The following is a 17454-nucleotide window of genomic DNA, read 5'->3' on the forward strand; positions in this document are numbered from 1 at the left end:
GCAAATCGTACTTGTGGTGCCGTGCAAAATATTGTTGTACGACACCACAATGTACAGTGGCGTTATGAGCAATCAAACAAGTAATGCTGGAGATCCAAGCAATGGCTTTAGCGCGATTTTGAACGTGGAATCAAAAGCTAATTTGCAAAATGGTTCAAAAAGCAACTTAGGTTTTGCTCAAGAAAGCAACTTATCGTATAGAAGCCTAGTTAAAGCAGGGTTTGCGCGCCCAGAATCTGCTCGTAAAACTATAGAAGATGTTTGCAAAAATTGTGAGAATAATTCAATTAATGTGCTCAAAATCTTAGAAAGTATAAATAGAGTAGAAGATCCAGATTACGCAATTTTAGCGTTTAACGACATATATAAATCGCGTCAAAAAGTTGTTGAAAATATTGCCGAGAACTCGAATAATTCACTAATAACAAGTCCGCTTTCGTCTTTAATGCAAGTTCTTGGAGCTTCTAAAGCGTTTGCAATGCTAATGCGAACACGCGAAGATTTAATAAACGCTGCTGCAAGTGACCCAAATCATTTGCTACACATGACTTTAGAAGAGCGCGTTTTGGATTTACTAGAAGCTGTTCAATCGTACAGCGCAACAGTAGTAAATGAAGAAAAAGATGACAACAAGAATTGCGATTCGTGCACTGTTCCAATAAGCTCTATGCCTTTTGCGCAAGCTGTTTGCGCGCTTAGAGCGAGATATCGCCAGCATATTGCTGCTATTATGGCATACGATTTGGCGAGCGCAGACCCTGTAGAATTACAACCAGACATAAGTCGTAAACTTTCGGACGCTGCAGATGCTGCTTTAGAGGCGGCTCTTGCGATTGCGCGCGGGCAAGTTTCTGGATCTTGCTGTTGCAAGTTTGCAATAATCGCAATGGGAAAATTGGGAGCGCAAGAAATAAACTACGTTTCCGACATTGACTTAATATACGTAGTAGAACCAACTAATGGCGTTAAACAAGATGAAGCTTTGCGAGTTGGATCTTCTATTGCGCTTGTTTTGCAAAAAGTGTGTCAATCGGTTGTTGTTGGCTGTGCGGAGCCGCCATTGTGGCAAATTGATACCGCGCTAAGGCCAGAAGGCAAAGATGGTCCGCTTGTTAGGCGTTTGGAATCGCATAGAGAATACTACGAAAAGTGGGCAAGTAGTTGGGAGTTTCAAGCATTACTAAAGTCGAGGCCAGCTGCAGGAGATGTGCAACTTGGTAAAGATTATAGACAAATGGCAGATTCGCTTGTTTGGAAAGCGTCTGGTCGTGAGCATTTTGTTGCAGATTGCCAACACATGAGGCAGCGAGTGGAGTCTTTGATTCCTGCGTCTCATAGAGATTTAGATATGAAGCTTGGTCGCGGCGGATTGCGCGATGTTGAGTTTACTGTGCAAATGTTGCAACTTGTGCACGGAAGTGAAGACACGTCTTTGCGAGTTAGAGATACTTTAGGCGCGCTTAATGCACTATCTGCTGGAGGTTACGTTTCTAGATCGCAAGCTGCGATTTTGGCAGAACACTACCGTTTTGAGCGCGTGCTTGAGCATCGCCAGCAAATGTGGAATATGCAACGTACGCATTTATTCCCAGACTTAGGCGCGCAAGGAAATGGTGGGTTAGATCGCGCAAGAAGTATTAGTGTAGAAGATCTTAACAGTAACGAGCAAATTAGGCGTCTTGCTAGAGCTGTTAGACTTAAGCCAGAAGAGCTTGTTGCGCGATTCGACAAAGCGCGACGAGAAATTAGACACTTGCATAAAGATATTTATTACCGTCCAATGCTTCCGATTAACGCGCAAACGGATGCAGATCCTATTGTGCTGTCTGCTGAGGCTGCGCGTGCTCGCTTTGCGTCAATCGGATTTGCGGATGCTAGAGCTGCACAAATGCATGTTGAAGCTCTAAGCGAGGGGCTTTCGCGTGCTGCTAAAATTCACAGAATTTTGCTTCCAGCAGTGTTGAAATGGCTTGGAGAAGGTCAAAATCCCGACATGGGTTTGCTTGCTTTTAGGCGACTTTCCGAACGCTTTGGCGGAAAAAACACATATCTTGGATTTTTGCGTGACTCTCCTAGTGCAGCTCAACGGCTTTGCCACGTTTTGTCTGATTCGCGCTATTTAGGCGATGCAATGATGAAGTCTATACAGTCAATAACTTGGCTTGGAGACGACTCGGTGCTTGCGCCAAGAGACAGAGAAAGCTTAGATATGCAAACGCGCGCAATGGTGGCAAGATATTCAAGCAGTATTGCGGATTTTGCACAATTTTTGCGCGCTTTAAGAAGGCAAGAAATTGAGCGAGTAGCTCTTGCTTGGATGTGTGGGATTATTGACGATGATACTTCTATGCAAGCTATGAGTGACGTATTTGATGCTGTTCTTGATGCTGCTTTGCAATGGGCTATGAAAGATGCGTCTCGCAAAATGTGCCTAGATAAAAGCAAAGCTTCGATTGCAATTATTGCCCTCGGGCGTTACGGCGGTAGGGAAGTTAACTTCTGCTCTGATGCAGATATGATGGTTGTTTATAAGCCTACACAAGATATTTGCGGTTGTGATTCTAGTGATTCATTGGATTCTGGCGATTCTGGAGCGAATCTTGCTCACCGTTTTGCGCAAACTACTGTAGACATATTGCGAAGTATTTTACAAGGTCCTCTTACTTTAGAGCCAAAAATCATGGTCGATTTAGATTTGCGACCAGAAGGCAAAGATGGCCCGCTTGTGCGCTCGCTAGAATCGTGTGAGCACTACTACCAAAAGTGGGCTAGTACATGGGAAAATCAAGCACTTTTGCGCGCGCGCTTTGCTGCAGGTTCCAAAGATTTGGCGGATGCTTTGCTAAGCGGAGTAGTAAACGACTTGCGCTATTCACAAGAGCCTCTTAGTGAATCACAATTAGCGGAAATTCGTAAGCTTAAAGCGCGTATGGAAGCAGAACGCTTGCCAAGAGGTGTTAGTAGAGACAGGCATTTGAAGCTTGGGCGCGGCGGTTTAAGCGATGTTGAGTGGACTGTTCAGCTTTTGCAATTGCAATACGCGGGAAAATACGAGTCTTTGCGAGTGGTTGGCACAATGCAAGCGTTGAAAGCGCTTAAAGAATTGCATTTGATTGAAGATGAAGATGCAAATGTGCTAGAGCGCTGCTGGCATATGTGTTCTGCAGTGCGAAATGCGAACTTCTTGTGGTCTGGCTCCCTTGAGCGCGCGGATGTTATTCCAACAGACTCTTATTCTTTGGGTGGAATCGCCACTTATCTTGGCTACGATCCAAACCAAGGTCGCGTTTTTGAAAACGATTTAATGGCTGTTATGCGTCAATGCCGCGAAGTTATGTCTCGTCTCTTCTACTGTCGCTAAGTTTACAGTTGCAATCTAGTCATATTTATATTTTTTGCATTTAATTGTTGTATTTTGTGGTAACAAATATACGCCACTCCGAATCGCATATTCGTCAATGATAATCAGTAAAATCGTGGAGGTCGCGTGTGGTCGCGGTCGTTTGCCAACTAGCGAAAGGTAAGCGGTTCTATTATGACGAACGCATTTTATGATTCTTCAAATCAAGTTTTTTCTCGTTGCGCAATTGCTCAATCGTTAGCAGGCAAAAGCGTTGTTACTTTAGACGATATTTCCACGGCACAAATACGAATGCTTTTAGATAAAGCGCGATACATTGATTCGCACAGAAAAGAAGTGGCCCACACTTGCGATGGCAGAGTGTTGGCCACTCTTTTTTATGAGCCGAGTACGCGCACGCGATTAAGCTTTGAAACAGCAATGCTTCGCTTAGGCGGAAAGGTTATTGGCTTTGCAGGAGCGCAGCTTTCTAGCGCAAGCAAGGGAGAAACAGTTAGTGACACGTTAAAAGTGGTGTCAAACTATGTAGATGTTGTAGCAATGCGTCACCCTAAGGAAGGCGCCGCTTTTGTAGCAACGCAAGCTGTTAGCACGCCAGTAATTAATGCAGGAGACGGCGGCCACATGCATCCTACTCAAACTCTTGCAGATTTAGCAACGATTCTTGCACGATTTGGCAGACTGAATAATTTAACAGTTGGGCTTTGCGGAGACTTAACGTACGGCCGCACAGTTCACTCGCTTATTGAAACTTTATGCCGCTTTGGAAATGTTCATTTTGTGTTGATTAGTCCAGATGAGCTTAAAACTCCGCAATACGTTATTGATCGTATAAACGCAACCGAATCGTGCTCTTACGAGGAAACTCGCGATTTGATGGAAGTTATTGGAAGTTTAGACGTTCTTTATATGACTCGTGTGCAAGAAGAGCGTTTTACAGACAGGGATCAATACTTGCGACTTAGAGATACTTACATTTTGGCGGAAGAAAAATTGCAAAAAGCAAAGCCTAATACGGCTGTTCTTCACCCACTTCCTAGGATTAACGAGATTGCGGTTGATGTTGACGCAGACCCTCGTGCAGCATACTTTGAGCAAGTTAAAAACGGTATGCTTATGCGAATGGCTCTTGAAAGCTCAGTTCTTGGAGATGAGCTTTTGGGCTATGAACCAACAGATTTTGTGAATGTTCCTAAAGACGAATCGCAAGCTTACGATGCTAATGGAATTTCGCTGGCTAATCCTCGTGTTCATAAAGAAGATAAAAACGCGCCTAAAGATCTTAAATGTCCTAATATTCGTTGCATAACAAATAGTGAATTGTCGTTAGTTAAAAAGTTCTATAAGGACGATTCTGACGCAAATGTGTATAGATGCTTGTATTGCGACGAAGAAGCATAAGTAGATTGGGTGCAGATTGAATGCAGTCAAAACGCAAAAATAATCGCGATTAACGCAATTGAAATATAAAGTAATCTAAAATAATCTAAATAACTTAAAACCTTGAGCAAACTAGGAGCAATATGAATAACTCTCGAACCTTAACTTTGCAAAATATTGCAGTTTGGGATACTAGCGAGCGCATTGATTTAATCGTAGAAGGTGTGCGGCAAGATGCTTTAATTGAGCCAAATGCCAGAATATGCGGAGAAATTGATGCGAGTGATTGGATTGTTGCTCCTGGTTTTGCAGACCCACACGTGCATTTTAGAGATCCTGGTCAAACAGATAAAGAAACTATGATGACTGGCGGCAATGCTGCTGCTGCAGGCGGATATACGCAAGTTTTGATTATGCCAAACACGATTCCAGCAGTTGATGGCGAGCCTTGGAATGATGCTCCTTTTGATGTGGAAAATGTGATTGACTACTTGCAAAGATACGGTTGCATATATGGCGTAAAATTGCCAGTTCGCTACGATTTAAGCGTTTGTGCATCGGGCGGAAGAAGTGGCGTTGATCCTAGCAACGTTAATTTGTGGAAAAAGTATGTTCCTGGAATCGAAGATAGTCAAAAAACGTCTCCAATGAAGAAGCATCCTGTAGTTGCAATCAGTGACGATGGTGCTGCGGTTACAGATTCGATTTTGCAAGACGTTCTAAAAATCGCTAAAGAAACGGGATTGCCTCTTGTTGAGCATTGTGAGCATCACAATTCTGGCTCAGTAAACGAAGGTCCAGTAGCTAAGATTTTAGGCGTTGACGGAATTCCTGCTTCTACGGAACTTGCGATTGTTAAGCGAGACATTGATGCTGCAAGAGTTAGCGGCGTTCACGTGCACTTCCAGCATGTGAGTACTGCTGCTGCTTTTGAAGCGATTCGCAAAGCTAAGAAGGAAGGCTTGCCTATTACTTGCGAGACAGCTCCGCATTACGTTGCTCTTTGTGATGAAGATGTGCTTAAGTATGGCGTTAACGCAAAAATGAATCCGCCACTTAGGTCTAAAGCAGATAGACAATCCACTCTTGCTGCAATCGCAGATGGAACTATAGACATGATTGCGACTGACCATGCTCCGCATACAGATGCAGATAAAGCTGGCGACTTTGCGAGCGCGCCTAATGGCATTATTGGCTTAGAGTGCGCGTATGCGGTTTGTAGAAAAGTGCTTGTGGATGCAGGCTACACGGATGATAAGCACTTAATTGAGCTAATGTCTGTTAATCCAATGCAACTAATGAGCCGCAGGCCTACGGATGTTTCGGCTTTGCTAAACGTGTCTTCTAAATGCGCGATTAGGCGTACATTGCGATTAAGCAACACTGAGCACCCAGAAAACGTTGATTTAGTGTTGATTAATATGAACGAAAAGTGGAGTGTGGATTCAAGCTTGTTCCATTCAAAAGCTAGAAATACGCCATTTGACGGGTGGCAATTAAAGGGCAGGCCAGTGGCAACTATTATTGGATCGCAAATTGCGTTTTCTAGAATGTAGTCGCGTATTTAATAAATCGTATTAGTAAGTCGCGTGAGTAAGTCGCGTGAGTAAGTCGCGTGAGTAAGTCGTAAAAAATAGTAAAAATGGGAGAAAAATGGACGAGTTAGTAGAAGCGATTGCATCCAAGCAAAATCCTACTGTTGTTGGATTAGACCCAAAGCCTGGTATTTTGCCTGCGCAAATTTTAAGCGGCTTAGCAAATGAAGTTTTGCAAGAAGTAGAAAGCGAAGAAGCTTTGCAAACTTTGCTTGGTGCTGCTTATTTTGAGTTTAATCGAGCAATTATTGATGCGATTTGCGATATTGTTCCAGCTGTTAAGCCACAGATTGCAATGTATGAGGCGCTTGGTCCTGCTGGAATCGACACTTACACAATGACTTGCGATTATGCTAAATCCAAAGGCTTAGTTGTTATTGGAGACGCAAAACGAGGAGATATTGGCTCTACAGCAGCTCAATATGCTGCGCATTTGCGAGGATTTGCTAATCTTGATTCGTATTTTAACGATGAATCTTACGACTTTGACGAGTCTTTGATTAATCTTCTAAAAAGCTCTAGCAAAAAGGATGTTTGGCACGAGGATTCGCTTACTGTAAACCCGTATATGGGGTCTGATGGCGTTATGCCTTTTGTAAACGAAGCAATTTCGCGAAATAAGAGCATTTTTGTGCTTTTGCGCACGTCTAATCCTTCTAGCAAAGAGTTGCAAGAGCTTGTTGTTGAAGATGGCAGGCCAGTTTACGAGCATATAGCAAGTTTGATTGAAAATTGGGGCGCCTCAAACGTTGGAAATCACGGATATTCTAGAGTTGGAGCGGTTGTTGGAGCAACGCATCCGCAAGAAGGCAAGCGGTTGCGCGAACTTATGCCGCATACTTTTTTCCTTGTTCCAGGTTATGGAGCACAAGGCGGAACTGCACAAGATGTTGCTGGAATGTTTGATGAAAATGGCAGTGGCGCTATAGTAAACTCTTCGCGCGGAATTATTGGAGCGTGGAAGAACAGCGAATTGTATAAAAAGCACGAATCTTCAATCTCTTTAGATGACATTCTAGATATTGTTGCACATTCTTCTGCTTGTGCTGCTATTAATATGCGAGATGATTTAAGGCAGGCGATTTATAAGTGAATCGATTTATAAGTGAATATAGATAAACATAAGCGAATATAATTTATAGCTAATAACAAGCTGCAAATCGCAAGTTATAAGTTACAAATTACAAATCGCAAGATGTAAATCACAAATTATATAACTAAAAACTAAACAGTTACACACTACACAAGATAGGGCAAATACATGAGTGATGGCATGTTTATTCAAACTAGAAAATCTTCTAGAAGCTTTATATTTACTATTCGTGAAAGCTCTTTAGACTATTCGGGTGCAGATTCTAGTAAGCCAAAATATAGCCGTCTTTTAGGAAGGCGCCCAATAGAAGTTCTTGATAATCAAAAGCTTGACGAAGGTGTGTATCGCTTAGTTTTGCGCGATGATGCTATTGCTAAAACGGCAACTCCTGCGCAATTCGTTAACTTATATTCTCCAGATTCTACAACTATGCTTCCTAGGCCATTTGGTGTTGCAAGCGTTGATGGAGACACTTTTAGTCTTATTTTTGCTGTTATTGGTAAGGGCACTGCCGAATTTGCGCAGCTTAAAGCAGGAGACACTGTTGACGCTTTAGGGCCATTAGGATTGGGCTTTGATATTTCTAAGCCAGCGCACTATGTTCTTGTAAGCGGAGGATTGGGCGTTCCTCCTTTGATTTGTGCTGCTCAAGCGATTGCAAAAAACAAGGATTGCAAAGTGAGTGCAGTTCTTGGATACAGAGATAATCATTTTGCTGACTCATTTATGAAGGAATATGTTGATAACGTTTATAGCATTAGCAACGCGCAAGGAACTATTATTACTTTGCTTAATGAGCTAGAGCAAGAAAATCATTTTGATTTTAATGGCGATTTGCCTATTGTTATTCTTTCTTGCGGACCTATGCCAATGATGAAAGCTGTAGCTCATTGGGCGCATGAGCGTAATGTTAAATGTCAATTAAGCCTAGAAGCAAGAATGGGATGCGGCTATGGCACTTGTGTTGCTTGCGTTGTAGATACTTTGGAAGGCAGACTTAAAGTTTGTAACGAAGGACCAGTGTTTGACTCTGAAAGATTAGGCTGGGAGTAAATAAAAGGCTGAGAACAAATACTGGGAAAACAATAAAGGCTGGGAATAAAAAAGATATGAGTAACGAAATGAATAAAGCTTTAGAAAATGCGCAAAATAGCGCGCAAAATAATGCATCAACTCTTGGATTTGACACAAGCCACGTTTGGAAGCACTCAACTAAAGTTGCTGGCGTTGAGTGGAAAAACATGGTTGGAACAGCGTCTGGCACATTCCAACTTGCAGCTTGCGCGCACTTTTACGATGTGAGCCAGCTTGGAGCAATTTGTACAAAAGGTGTTTCTCCAGTTCCATGGGAGGGCAATCCTTCTCCGCGCACTGCAGAATCGCCTTCTGGAATGGTGAATGCTGTTGGTTTGCAAAATCCTGGAGTTGACCACTATTTAGTAGACGAGCTTCCAAAGTTAAAAAAGCTTGGAGCGCTTGTAATCACAAATGTTGCTGGCCACAGTGACGACGATTATGCGCAAGTTGTTGAAAAGCTTGCGGATTCTGCAGCAGACATGCTAGAGATTAACGTTAGCTGCCCAAATGTAACTCATGGTGGAATGAGTGTTGGCACAGATCCAGTTGCATTGCATCGTTTAATTAAGCGTCTTCGCGCAATGACAGATAAGCCGATGATTGTAAAAATGACGCCAAACGTTACAGATATTGTTTCGATTTGCAAAGCTGCTGTTGACGCTGGAGCAGATGCTTTAAGCATGATTAATACTTTGGTCGGTTTGCGAATTGACATTCGCACAGGCGAGCCTATTATTGCGAATCGTACGGGCGGTGTTTCTGGCCCTGCAATCTTCCCGATTGGACTTGGCTTTGTGTGGCGAGTTCGTCAAGCTATGCCAGATATTCCAATCATTGGTATTGGTGGCATTGATTCTGGAGAGAAAGCTTTGGAATACTTGTATGCTGGCGCTAATGCTGTAGAAGTTGGGGCGGCCGCTCTTGTGGATCCTACTGCTCCGATTCGCATTGCGCGCGAGCTTGACGATTTGCTTGATTCTAGGCCAAAGCTTGCGTCTTTGCTTAAAGAAGGCAAAACTTGGCGATGAAATTTAATACAGTAAAACAATTTATTTAAGACGGATTATTTAAGACAGATTGAACAAGGAGAGTTAATTATGGCACAATTACATGAGGATTTTACAAAGTTTTTGCTTGATTCAGGCGCACTTAAATTTGGTGATTTTACGCTTAAGTCTGGTCGCCAATCGCCTTACTTTATTAACGCTGGCGCTTTCGATGACGGTATGAAAATCGCTTCTCTTGGCGATTATTACGCTCAAAGAATTATTTCAGCAATAAAAGATGGTGTTCTTTCTAGCAATATTGACACTGTTTTCGGCCCTGCTTATAAGGGCATTCCACTGGCGGTTTCTACGTCTATTGCGTTAACTAATAATTACAATATGCCAGTTGGTTTTACTTTTGATAGAAAAGAGAGAAAAGACCACGGCGACGGCGGAATGATGGTTGGAAAGCCGCTAAAAGACGGCATGAAAGTGCTGCTGGTTGACGACGTTATGACTGCTGGAACCGCAGTTCGAGAAGTCTTGCCAAAGCTTAAAGCAGAAGCAAATGTGGAAGTTGTTGGCTTGATTTTGGCAGTAGACAGAATGGAGCGCACAAAAGATAGTGAACTTTCTGCAGTAAAAGCAGTAGAGCAAGAGTTTGGATTCCCAGTTCTTCCAATTGCAAACGTGCGTGAAATCTTCGATGCTGCGCAAAAACTCACTAATAGCGACGGAAGTGCTGTTATGGACGAGAGCTTGTATAGCAAAGCTGAAAATTATTTGCAAAAATATGGTGCATGAATTGTGCAAACAATATAGACTTATGTAATTATAGAATTATGTAAGTCGCGTATTAATCGTGTATTAATCGTTAATCGTGTATTAATCGTGTTCTTACTATTTTATTAATGCGTAAGTCTTGTTAAAGAGGATGGCGATTATGAAAGAAGATAATAACGGATATCAAGATTTGGATGATATCGCTTCCTTTAATAATCAAGATGCCTACGAGCCAGAAAACATTTTTGGCTCCTCTAATAATGATTCAAACAACTCTTTATTAAGTGATAAAAAAGCTATTGCTGTTATTGTTTGTGCATCTCTTATATCAATCGGAGTTGTTGCCGTATTATGGTTTGTGTTATTTGCTAATAACTCTAAGCCTAGTCTAAAAGCGAGTGAGCCTTCTAAAAATTGCGTTCAATTGCGCAAAAAAGTAATCAATGCTAAAGAAGAGCTTAAAAAAATTGTATCGAGTCAAGAAGTTAAAGATGCTTCTAGCATAAAAGCTGCTGATTTTGATGAAGATTTTGATGCCGCTAAAGACGCAGCGGACGATTTTGAAACTTCTCTAAGCTACGCTAATGATGACTTAAATGATGATATTCCAGCATGCCCACTTGGCGCGGATTCTTACGATTCTACAACAGTTGAAAATAAGCTTTCAGACAAATTGGATTCTTTGCACAAAGATGCTAATTCTGTTAAAACGCATGCAAAGAATTTACTAAAAACTAGCAGAACTGCTTTTGGTGATCAATTGTTAAATCTTGTTAAAAAAGCTAGAGAGCTTGTAGAAAAAGCTAAAAATTTGCCTATTTTAGCTGATGCTTCTAAAAGCCTAGAAAATGCTATTAATGATGCAGGGAATGCTCTTGCTAAAAGCAGCAATAATTATACAGAGTTAAAGCAGGCTTATCAAAAAATAAAAGCTGTTATAAGCCAGTATGAAGATAGAATTAAAAAAGTGAGCGATAGATTTTTAAGCAGAGATGGCAATGGGTATCCTTTTGATGCTCCACATCCTAAGGATGATCAAGGTGGCTATATTCCAATGGGTCGTAGTCAAAACTCAGACTCGTCGGAACAAGACAATCAGAGTAACGAATAATTGCGTTAAATGCGTGTTGTTATTTTAGTTGTTATTTTAATTAGTTGACACTTTGTGGCATAATAAGCAAGGTTTATTTCTTAGCTGCACGCATTGCAGCTTTATTAGCGAAAGAAACGGATAACTCGTGGCACAGACTACCAATGATATTAAAAATGGATCGGTTTTGAACCTTGAAGGTCAGCTTTGGACAGTTGTTAAGTTCCAGCACGTAAAGCCAGGCAAAGGTCCTGCTTTCGTTCGTACCACCATTAAGAACGTGCTTTCGGGCAAGATTGTCGATAAGACTTTTAACGCCGGCATGAAGATGGAGTTCGAGACCGTTGATAACCGTACTTTGCAATACTCTTACGAAGACGGCGATAACTTTGTATTTATGGATATGACAACCTACGATCAGGTTTATATTCCTAAGGATTTGGTTGGAGATCAAAGCAAGTATCTTCTTGAAGGAACTGATTGCATTGTTAGCTTCCATGATGGCACTCCTTTGAGCGTAGAGCTTCCAGCGTCTGTAATTTTGACGATTACTCACACTGAGCCAGGCTTGCAAGGCAACCGTTCTAACGCTGGCACTAAGCCTGCAACAGTTGAGACTGGCGCCGAAATTCAGGTTCCACTCTTTGTTGGCGAAGGCGAAAAGGTTAAGGTCGATACTCGTGACGGCTCTTACCTTGGTCGCGAAAACTAGTAAAAACTTATAAAAAGGACGCTAATATGGCACGCTCCACTGCTCGAAAGAGGGCATTGAACACTCTTTATGAGGCAGACGAGAAAAGTCAGAATATTCTTTCTTTACTCGACGAACGTTTGAAAGAGCCAGGCGCGCAAACTCCTCTTCCAGATTATGCTGTTGATATTATTCGCGGAGTAGGAGAGCGCAGAAATAGGATTGATAAAACCTTAAATCGCTATTCAACAGGCTGGAAAGTTGGAAGAATGGCGGTTATTGATCGCAATATTTTGCGCATTGCTGTTTGGGAGATTCTTCTAAACGACGAAGTGCCAGATAAAGTTGCGATTGATGAGGCAATTGCTCTTTCTAAAACATATAGTGACGATGAAGCAATCACCTTTATTCATGGTCTTTTAAGCGCAATTGTTTCCGACAAAGACGCTTGCTTGGCTAAGTTTAATGGTGAATCTGGTGAATCTGGTGAATCTGGTGAATCTGGTGAATCTGGTGAATCTGGTGAAGCAGAAGAATCGCAAGAATCGCAAGAAAACGATTAGTCTTTTGTAAAGTCAGATTTAGATTCAGATTTTAGTTTTGCAAAATAGTCTTTTGCAAAATAGTCGTAAAACATGTAAATCCGCTTGCTTGTAAAAGTAGGCGGATTTTTGTTTTGTAATCCATCGGCGCGTCGCCGTCCGCCAATATGAGTAGACTTGCCACGAATAACCTAAAGCCATAAGGGGGTTAAGGTGGACTATAACGACACCTTCGCCGGATTCGGCACTGATGATGCAGTATTAGTATTGGAAGACGGGCAAGTTTACGTTGGTAAACCATTTGGCGCAAAAGGTTCTACACGCGCTGAAATCGTGTTCTCTACAGGAATGACTGGTTACCAAGAAACACTTACTGATCCAAGTTATGATCAACAAATAGTTGTTCAAACGTTCCCACACATAGGAAACACGGGAATAAACGGCGAAGACCCAGAGTCGTCAAAAATATGGGTTGCAGGATATGTGGTAAAAGCTCCAAGTCCAAATGTTAGCAATTGGAGAGCCACTGGTTCCTTGGAAGATGATTTAGAAAAACAAGGTATTGTAGGAATCAGTGGTATTGATACAAGAATGCTGGTACGACATTTACGCTCAGTTGGCGTTATGCGTGCCGGCATTTTTTCTAATGATGCTCTTATAGATAAAACTACTGGAGCAATTCGCACAGTCTCATCTTTTGTAAATGAGATTAAAGAAACTCCTCAAATGCAAGGCTTGCGACTAACAGACGAAGTTAGTACGCAAGAAGCTTATACGATTGAGCCTTGCGGGGATTATGAAGGCAAAGAGCCTCTTTACACTGTTGTAGCTGTTGACTTTGGAATAAAAGCCATGACTCCTCACCGTTTGGCGCAGCGTGGATGCCGTGTGCACGTTGTAAGTTCTTCAATAAGCTTTGAATCGCTTCAAGCGCTTAACGCAGATGGCGTGTTCTTCTCGAATGGCCCTGGAGACCCTGCTCAAGCAAATCGCGAAGTGGAATTATTGCGTAACGTGTTAGACGCAGGATACCCATTCTTTGGAATATGCTTTGGAAATCAATTGCTTGGTCGCGCGCTCGGCTTTGGAACATACAAGCTTAAGTTTGGTCATCGTGGCATAAATCAGCCTGTAAAAGACGTGACTACTGGAAAAGTGGAAGTTACGGCTCATAATCACGGATTTGCTGTAGATGCTCCTATTGGCAAAACTGTTCAATCGCCTTACGAAAATGGCCATTTTGGTCGCGTAATAGTGTCTCATGTAGATCTTAACGACAATGTTGTAGAAGGCTTGCAATGCCTTGATATTCCAGCTTTTTCTGTGCAATATCACCCAGAAGCAGCCGCAGGACCTCACGACGCATCATACTTGTTTGATCGCTTTGTAGAACTTATGCAAAATCACAAGAATAAGAGCGAAAAATAGTAGGTATAAAGAGATAAAAGGAATTTATAATGCCAAAACGCGATGATATTAAGTCTGTAATGGTGATTGGTTCTGGCCCAATCGTAATTGGTCAGGCTGCAGAATTCGATTATTCGGGAACGCAAGCTTGCCGAGTGCTTCACGAAGAAGGAATCCGCGTAATCCTTGTAAACTCTAATCCTGCTACGATTATGACGGATCCAGAGCTTGCAGATGCAACATACATTGAGCCAATAGACACGGCGATTTTGGAGCGCATTATTGCTAAAGAGAAGCCAGACGCGCTTCTTCCAACGCTAGGCGGCCAAACTGCGCTTAATGCTGCAATGGACTTGGGGCGTGCAGGAATCCTAAAAAAGTACAATGTGGAGCTTATTGGCGCATCTTTGGAAGCAATTGATCGCGGTGAAGATCGTGAGCTTTTTAAGAAAGTCGTAGAAAAAGCTGGAGCAGAAAGCGCAAAATCCTTTATTGCTCACTCAATTGAAGAAGTAGACAAGATTGTTGAAACGCTTGGATACCCAGTAGTGGTACGTCCAAGCTTTACAATGGGCGGCTTAGGCTCTGGAATTGCTCACAATCAAGAAGAATTACACCGTATTGCGGGAGCTGGCATCCACTATTCTCCAACAGACGAAGTGCTTATTGAAGAAGGCATTGAAGGCTGGAAGGAATTTGAGCTGGAGCTTATGCGAGATTCTAAAGACAACGTTGTTGTTGTGTGCCCAATCGAAAATGTTGACCCTGTAGGCGTGCATACTGGTGACTCGATTACTGTTGCTCCGTGCTTTACGCTAACAGATCGCGAGTATCAAAAGATGCGTGATATTGGTATTGCGATTATTCGAGGCGTTGGAGTTGATACAGGTGGATGCAATATTCAATTCGCAATCAACCCTAAGACAGGCCGCATAATCGTAATCGAAATGAATCCTAGAGTTTCGCGCTCTTCGGCGCTCGCATCTAAAGCAACAGGATTCCCAATCGCAAAAATCGCTACAAAACTTGCGCTTGGATACACTTTGGACGAAATCCAAAACGATATTACGCGTTCGACTCCTGCAAGCTTTGAGCCAACGATTGACTATGTTGTAACTAAGATTCCGCGCTTTGCTTTCGAAAAGTTCCCTGGAGCAGACACTACGCTTACAACTTCTATGAAGTCGGTTGGCGAAGCTATGGCTTTGGCTGGAAACTTCCAGGAGTCCCTTGGAAAAGCAATGCGCTCAATCGATAAGCGCCACGCATGCTTTAACTGGGACGGCGAGCGCCCGAGCAAAGAAGAAGTTAATAGACTTCTTGAAGAAATACACATGCCAACAGAGCATCGCTACTTGCAAATTCAGCGCGCGCTTTGGGGCGGAGCAACTCCAGAGCAGATTTTTGACGCAACAAAAATCGACCCATGGTTTGTTGAGCAGCTTTCGTTAATCAATAAAACAGCTTTAGAGGTTCGTGAAGCAGAAAACTTGACGCCAAAAGTGTTAAAGAGCGCTAAGCTTGCTGGCCTTTCGGATGTTCAAATTGCGCATTTGCGTAATCTTGGAGACGAAGGCGAAAACATGGTTCGAGAGCTTCGCTGGGCGTATGGATTGCATCCTGTTTACAAAACGGTTGACACTTGCGCTGCCGAATTCGACGCTGTAACGCCTTACTACTATTCTTGCTACGCTCAAGAAAGTGAGCTTAAGCCGCGCAATCGCGAAGCTGTGATTATTCTTGGATCTGGCCCGAATAGAATCGGCCAAGGTATTGAGTTTGACTACACTTGCGTTCATGCTGTGCAAGAGCTGGGTAAGGATTACGACACAATCATGGTTAATTGCAATCCTGAAACAGTTTCTACAGACTACGATATGTCGGATCGCCTCTACTTTGAGCCGCTTACTTTCGAAGACGTACTTGAGATTTATCAAGCAGAAAAGAAGCTTGGCCCAGTTAAAGGTGTGATTGTGCAACTTGGCGGCCAAACTCCACTTTCGCTTGCAGCTCGCCTTAAGGCTGCAGGAGTTCCGATTTTGGGAACGACTCCTGAGGCCATTGATTTGGCGGAAAATCGCGAGCTTTTCGGCGAGGTTCTTCGCCAAGAAGGCATGAATGCTCCGCGCTACGGCACTGCTTTAAGCCTTGAAGAAGCTAAAGATGCTGCTCACGCAATCGGATACCCGGTTCTTGTGCGACCAAGCTACGTGCTTGGTGGTCGTGGCATGGAAATCGTGTACGACGATGCTCAGCTTGCAAAATACGTAGATCGCGCTTTGCAAGAAGCTAGAGCAGACACTGTTGTTTCTGGTCGCTTGCCTTCGCCGCTTTTGATTGATAAGTTCCTCCAAGACGCTATTGAGATTGACGTTGACGCGCTTTACGACGGCAACGAGCTTTATATTGGCGGAATTATGGAGCATGTTGAAGAGGCTGGTGTGCACTCTGGCGATGCTGCTTGCACTCTTCCTCCAAGCACGCTTTCCGACGATCAAATTCGCCGCCTTAGGGAAGGCACGCTTTCGATTGCTCGCGGATGCTCGGTTCGTGGTCTTATTAACGTTCAATACGCTTTTATGGCAAACACTTTGTACGTAATTGAGGCAAATCCTAGAGCGTCTAGAACTGTTCCGTTTGCTTCTAAAGCTACGGGAGTTGCTCTTGCTAAAGCTGCTGCTCGAATTATGGCTGGAGAAACAATCGCACAGCAGCGAAAGCGCGGTCTTCTTCTTCCAAAGGGAGATGGTGGAGATATTCACCCAGGCCAGCAAGTGGCAATTAAAGCTTCCGTCTTGCCTTTCAAGCGTTTCCGCACGCCTGTTGGTCGCACGGTTGATATTTTGCTAGGACCAGAAATGCGCTCTACTGGAGAAGTTATGGGCTTTGACCGCGACTTCCCGCATGCTTTTGCTAAGAGTCAGCTTGCAGCATACAAGGGCGGTTTACCTACAAGTGGAAACGTGTTTGTGTCTGTAAGTGATGCAGATAAGAGGCAATTGCCATTACTCGCAGTGCGCTTAGTAGAACTTGGATTTACTATTTGGGCTACAGAAGGTACGGCATCTGTTCTTCGACGCTATGGCATTGATTCCGTTATTGTTGATAAGCTTTCTAGCCAAGGCGACACGGCGAAGGATGTGCGAAATGATGAGCCTTCGCATGAAAGAATCGGCAAAAACGTGGTTGAGCTGATTGAAAATGGTAAGATTGATATGGTGCTGAACACGCCGAATTCAAGAGGGTCGCGTACGGATGGTTATGCTATTCGTGCAGCTGCTGTTGCAGCAGACCTTCCGCAATTCACTACAATTACGGAGTTTGCACCAGTTCTTATGGCTATAGAAGCCGTTAAGAACAACGATTACCAAGTGATGAGCATTCAGGAGCACGCAAAGCAACTGTTTGCAATCGAGAAGGCAGAAAACGAAGAAAGTCGGGCTTAATAC

12 protein-coding genes are annotated in these 17454 nt (G+C 43.1%); all 12 read left to right on the top strand.

Going from position 1 to position 17454, the window contains the following annotated elements; genetic code table 11:
* Nucleotides 1-49 precede the first annotated feature (49 nt).
* The 12 genes from HXT30_RS02365 (at nucleotide 50) to carB (ending at nucleotide 17451) form a co-directional block, all read left to right on the top strand.
* On the top strand, nucleotides 50-3361 hold the full coding sequence (locus HXT30_RS02365; RefSeq protein ID WP_415701288.1) for a bifunctional [glutamine synthetase] adenylyltransferase/[glutamine synthetase]-adenylyl-L-tyrosine phosphorylase: 3312 nt from the start codon (nucleotides 50-52) through the stop codon (nucleotides 3359-3361).
* 174 nt (nucleotides 3362-3535) lie between these two features.
* Nucleotides 3536-4762: an aspartate carbamoyltransferase gene (gene pyrB / locus HXT30_RS02370; protein WP_415701286.1), complete on the top strand. Its 1227-nt coding sequence runs from the start codon at nucleotides 3536-3538 to the stop codon at nucleotides 4760-4762.
* A gap of 122 nt (nucleotides 4763-4884) precedes the next feature.
* Nucleotides 4885-6297 carry a dihydroorotase gene (locus tag HXT30_RS02375; RefSeq protein ID WP_415701284.1) on the top strand — a complete coding sequence of 471 codons (1413 nt, stop codon included), beginning with the start codon at nucleotides 4885-4887 and terminating at the stop codon, nucleotides 6295-6297.
* Nucleotides 6298-6394: 97 nt separating this feature from the next.
* Complete coding sequence (gene pyrF, locus HXT30_RS02380; protein ID WP_422111758.1) at nucleotides 6395-7429, top strand: orotidine-5'-phosphate decarboxylase; 1035 nt, start codon at nucleotides 6395-6397, stop codon at nucleotides 7427-7429.
* A gap of 168 nt (nucleotides 7430-7597) precedes the next feature.
* The gene (locus HXT30_RS02385) at nucleotides 7598-8482 is read left to right on the top strand and encodes a dihydroorotate dehydrogenase electron transfer subunit (RefSeq protein WP_422111759.1); all 885 of its coding nucleotides are present in this window, start codon (nucleotides 7598-7600) and stop codon (nucleotides 8480-8482) included.
* Between the two features lie 56 nt (nucleotides 8483-8538).
* Complete coding sequence (locus HXT30_RS02390) at nucleotides 8539-9534, top strand: dihydroorotate dehydrogenase (protein WP_415702479.1); 996 nt, start codon at nucleotides 8539-8541, stop codon at nucleotides 9532-9534.
* A gap of 69 nt (nucleotides 9535-9603) precedes the next feature.
* Nucleotides 9604-10296 carry an orotate phosphoribosyltransferase gene (gene pyrE, locus HXT30_RS02395; RefSeq protein WP_422111760.1) on the top strand — a complete coding sequence of 231 codons (693 nt, stop codon included), beginning with the start codon at nucleotides 9604-9606 and terminating at the stop codon, nucleotides 10294-10296.
* A gap of 139 nt (nucleotides 10297-10435) precedes the next feature.
* Nucleotides 10436-11386 carry a hypothetical protein gene (locus HXT30_RS02400; protein WP_422111761.1) on the top strand — a complete coding sequence of 317 codons (951 nt, stop codon included), beginning with the start codon at nucleotides 10436-10438 and terminating at the stop codon, nucleotides 11384-11386.
* A gap of 127 nt (nucleotides 11387-11513) precedes the next feature.
* Nucleotides 11514-12077, top strand: coding sequence for an elongation factor P (efp, locus tag HXT30_RS02405; RefSeq protein WP_004130995.1), 564 nt, complete (start codon nucleotides 11514-11516; stop codon nucleotides 12075-12077).
* Between the two features lie 26 nt (nucleotides 12078-12103).
* The gene (nusB, locus tag HXT30_RS02410) at nucleotides 12104-12619 is read left to right on the top strand and encodes a transcription antitermination factor NusB (protein WP_422111762.1); all 516 of its coding nucleotides are present in this window, start codon (nucleotides 12104-12106) and stop codon (nucleotides 12617-12619) included.
* Between the two features lie 192 nt (nucleotides 12620-12811).
* Nucleotides 12812-14026 carry a glutamine-hydrolyzing carbamoyl-phosphate synthase small subunit gene (gene carA, locus HXT30_RS02415; protein ID WP_016784993.1) on the top strand — a complete coding sequence of 405 codons (1215 nt, stop codon included), beginning with the start codon at nucleotides 12812-12814 and terminating at the stop codon, nucleotides 14024-14026.
* 29 nt (nucleotides 14027-14055) lie between these two features.
* A complete protein-coding gene (gene carB / locus HXT30_RS02420; RefSeq protein ID WP_422111763.1) occupies nucleotides 14056-17451 on the top strand; it encodes a carbamoyl-phosphate synthase large subunit in 3396 nt (1131 codons plus the stop codon).
* Nucleotides 17452-17454 lie beyond the last annotated feature (3 nt).

The sequence above is a fragment of the Gardnerella sp. DNF00571G genome (assembly GCF_049262695.1).
GTDB classification, from domain to species: Bacteria; Actinomycetota; Actinomycetes; order Actinomycetales; family Bifidobacteriaceae; genus Bifidobacterium; species Bifidobacterium piotii.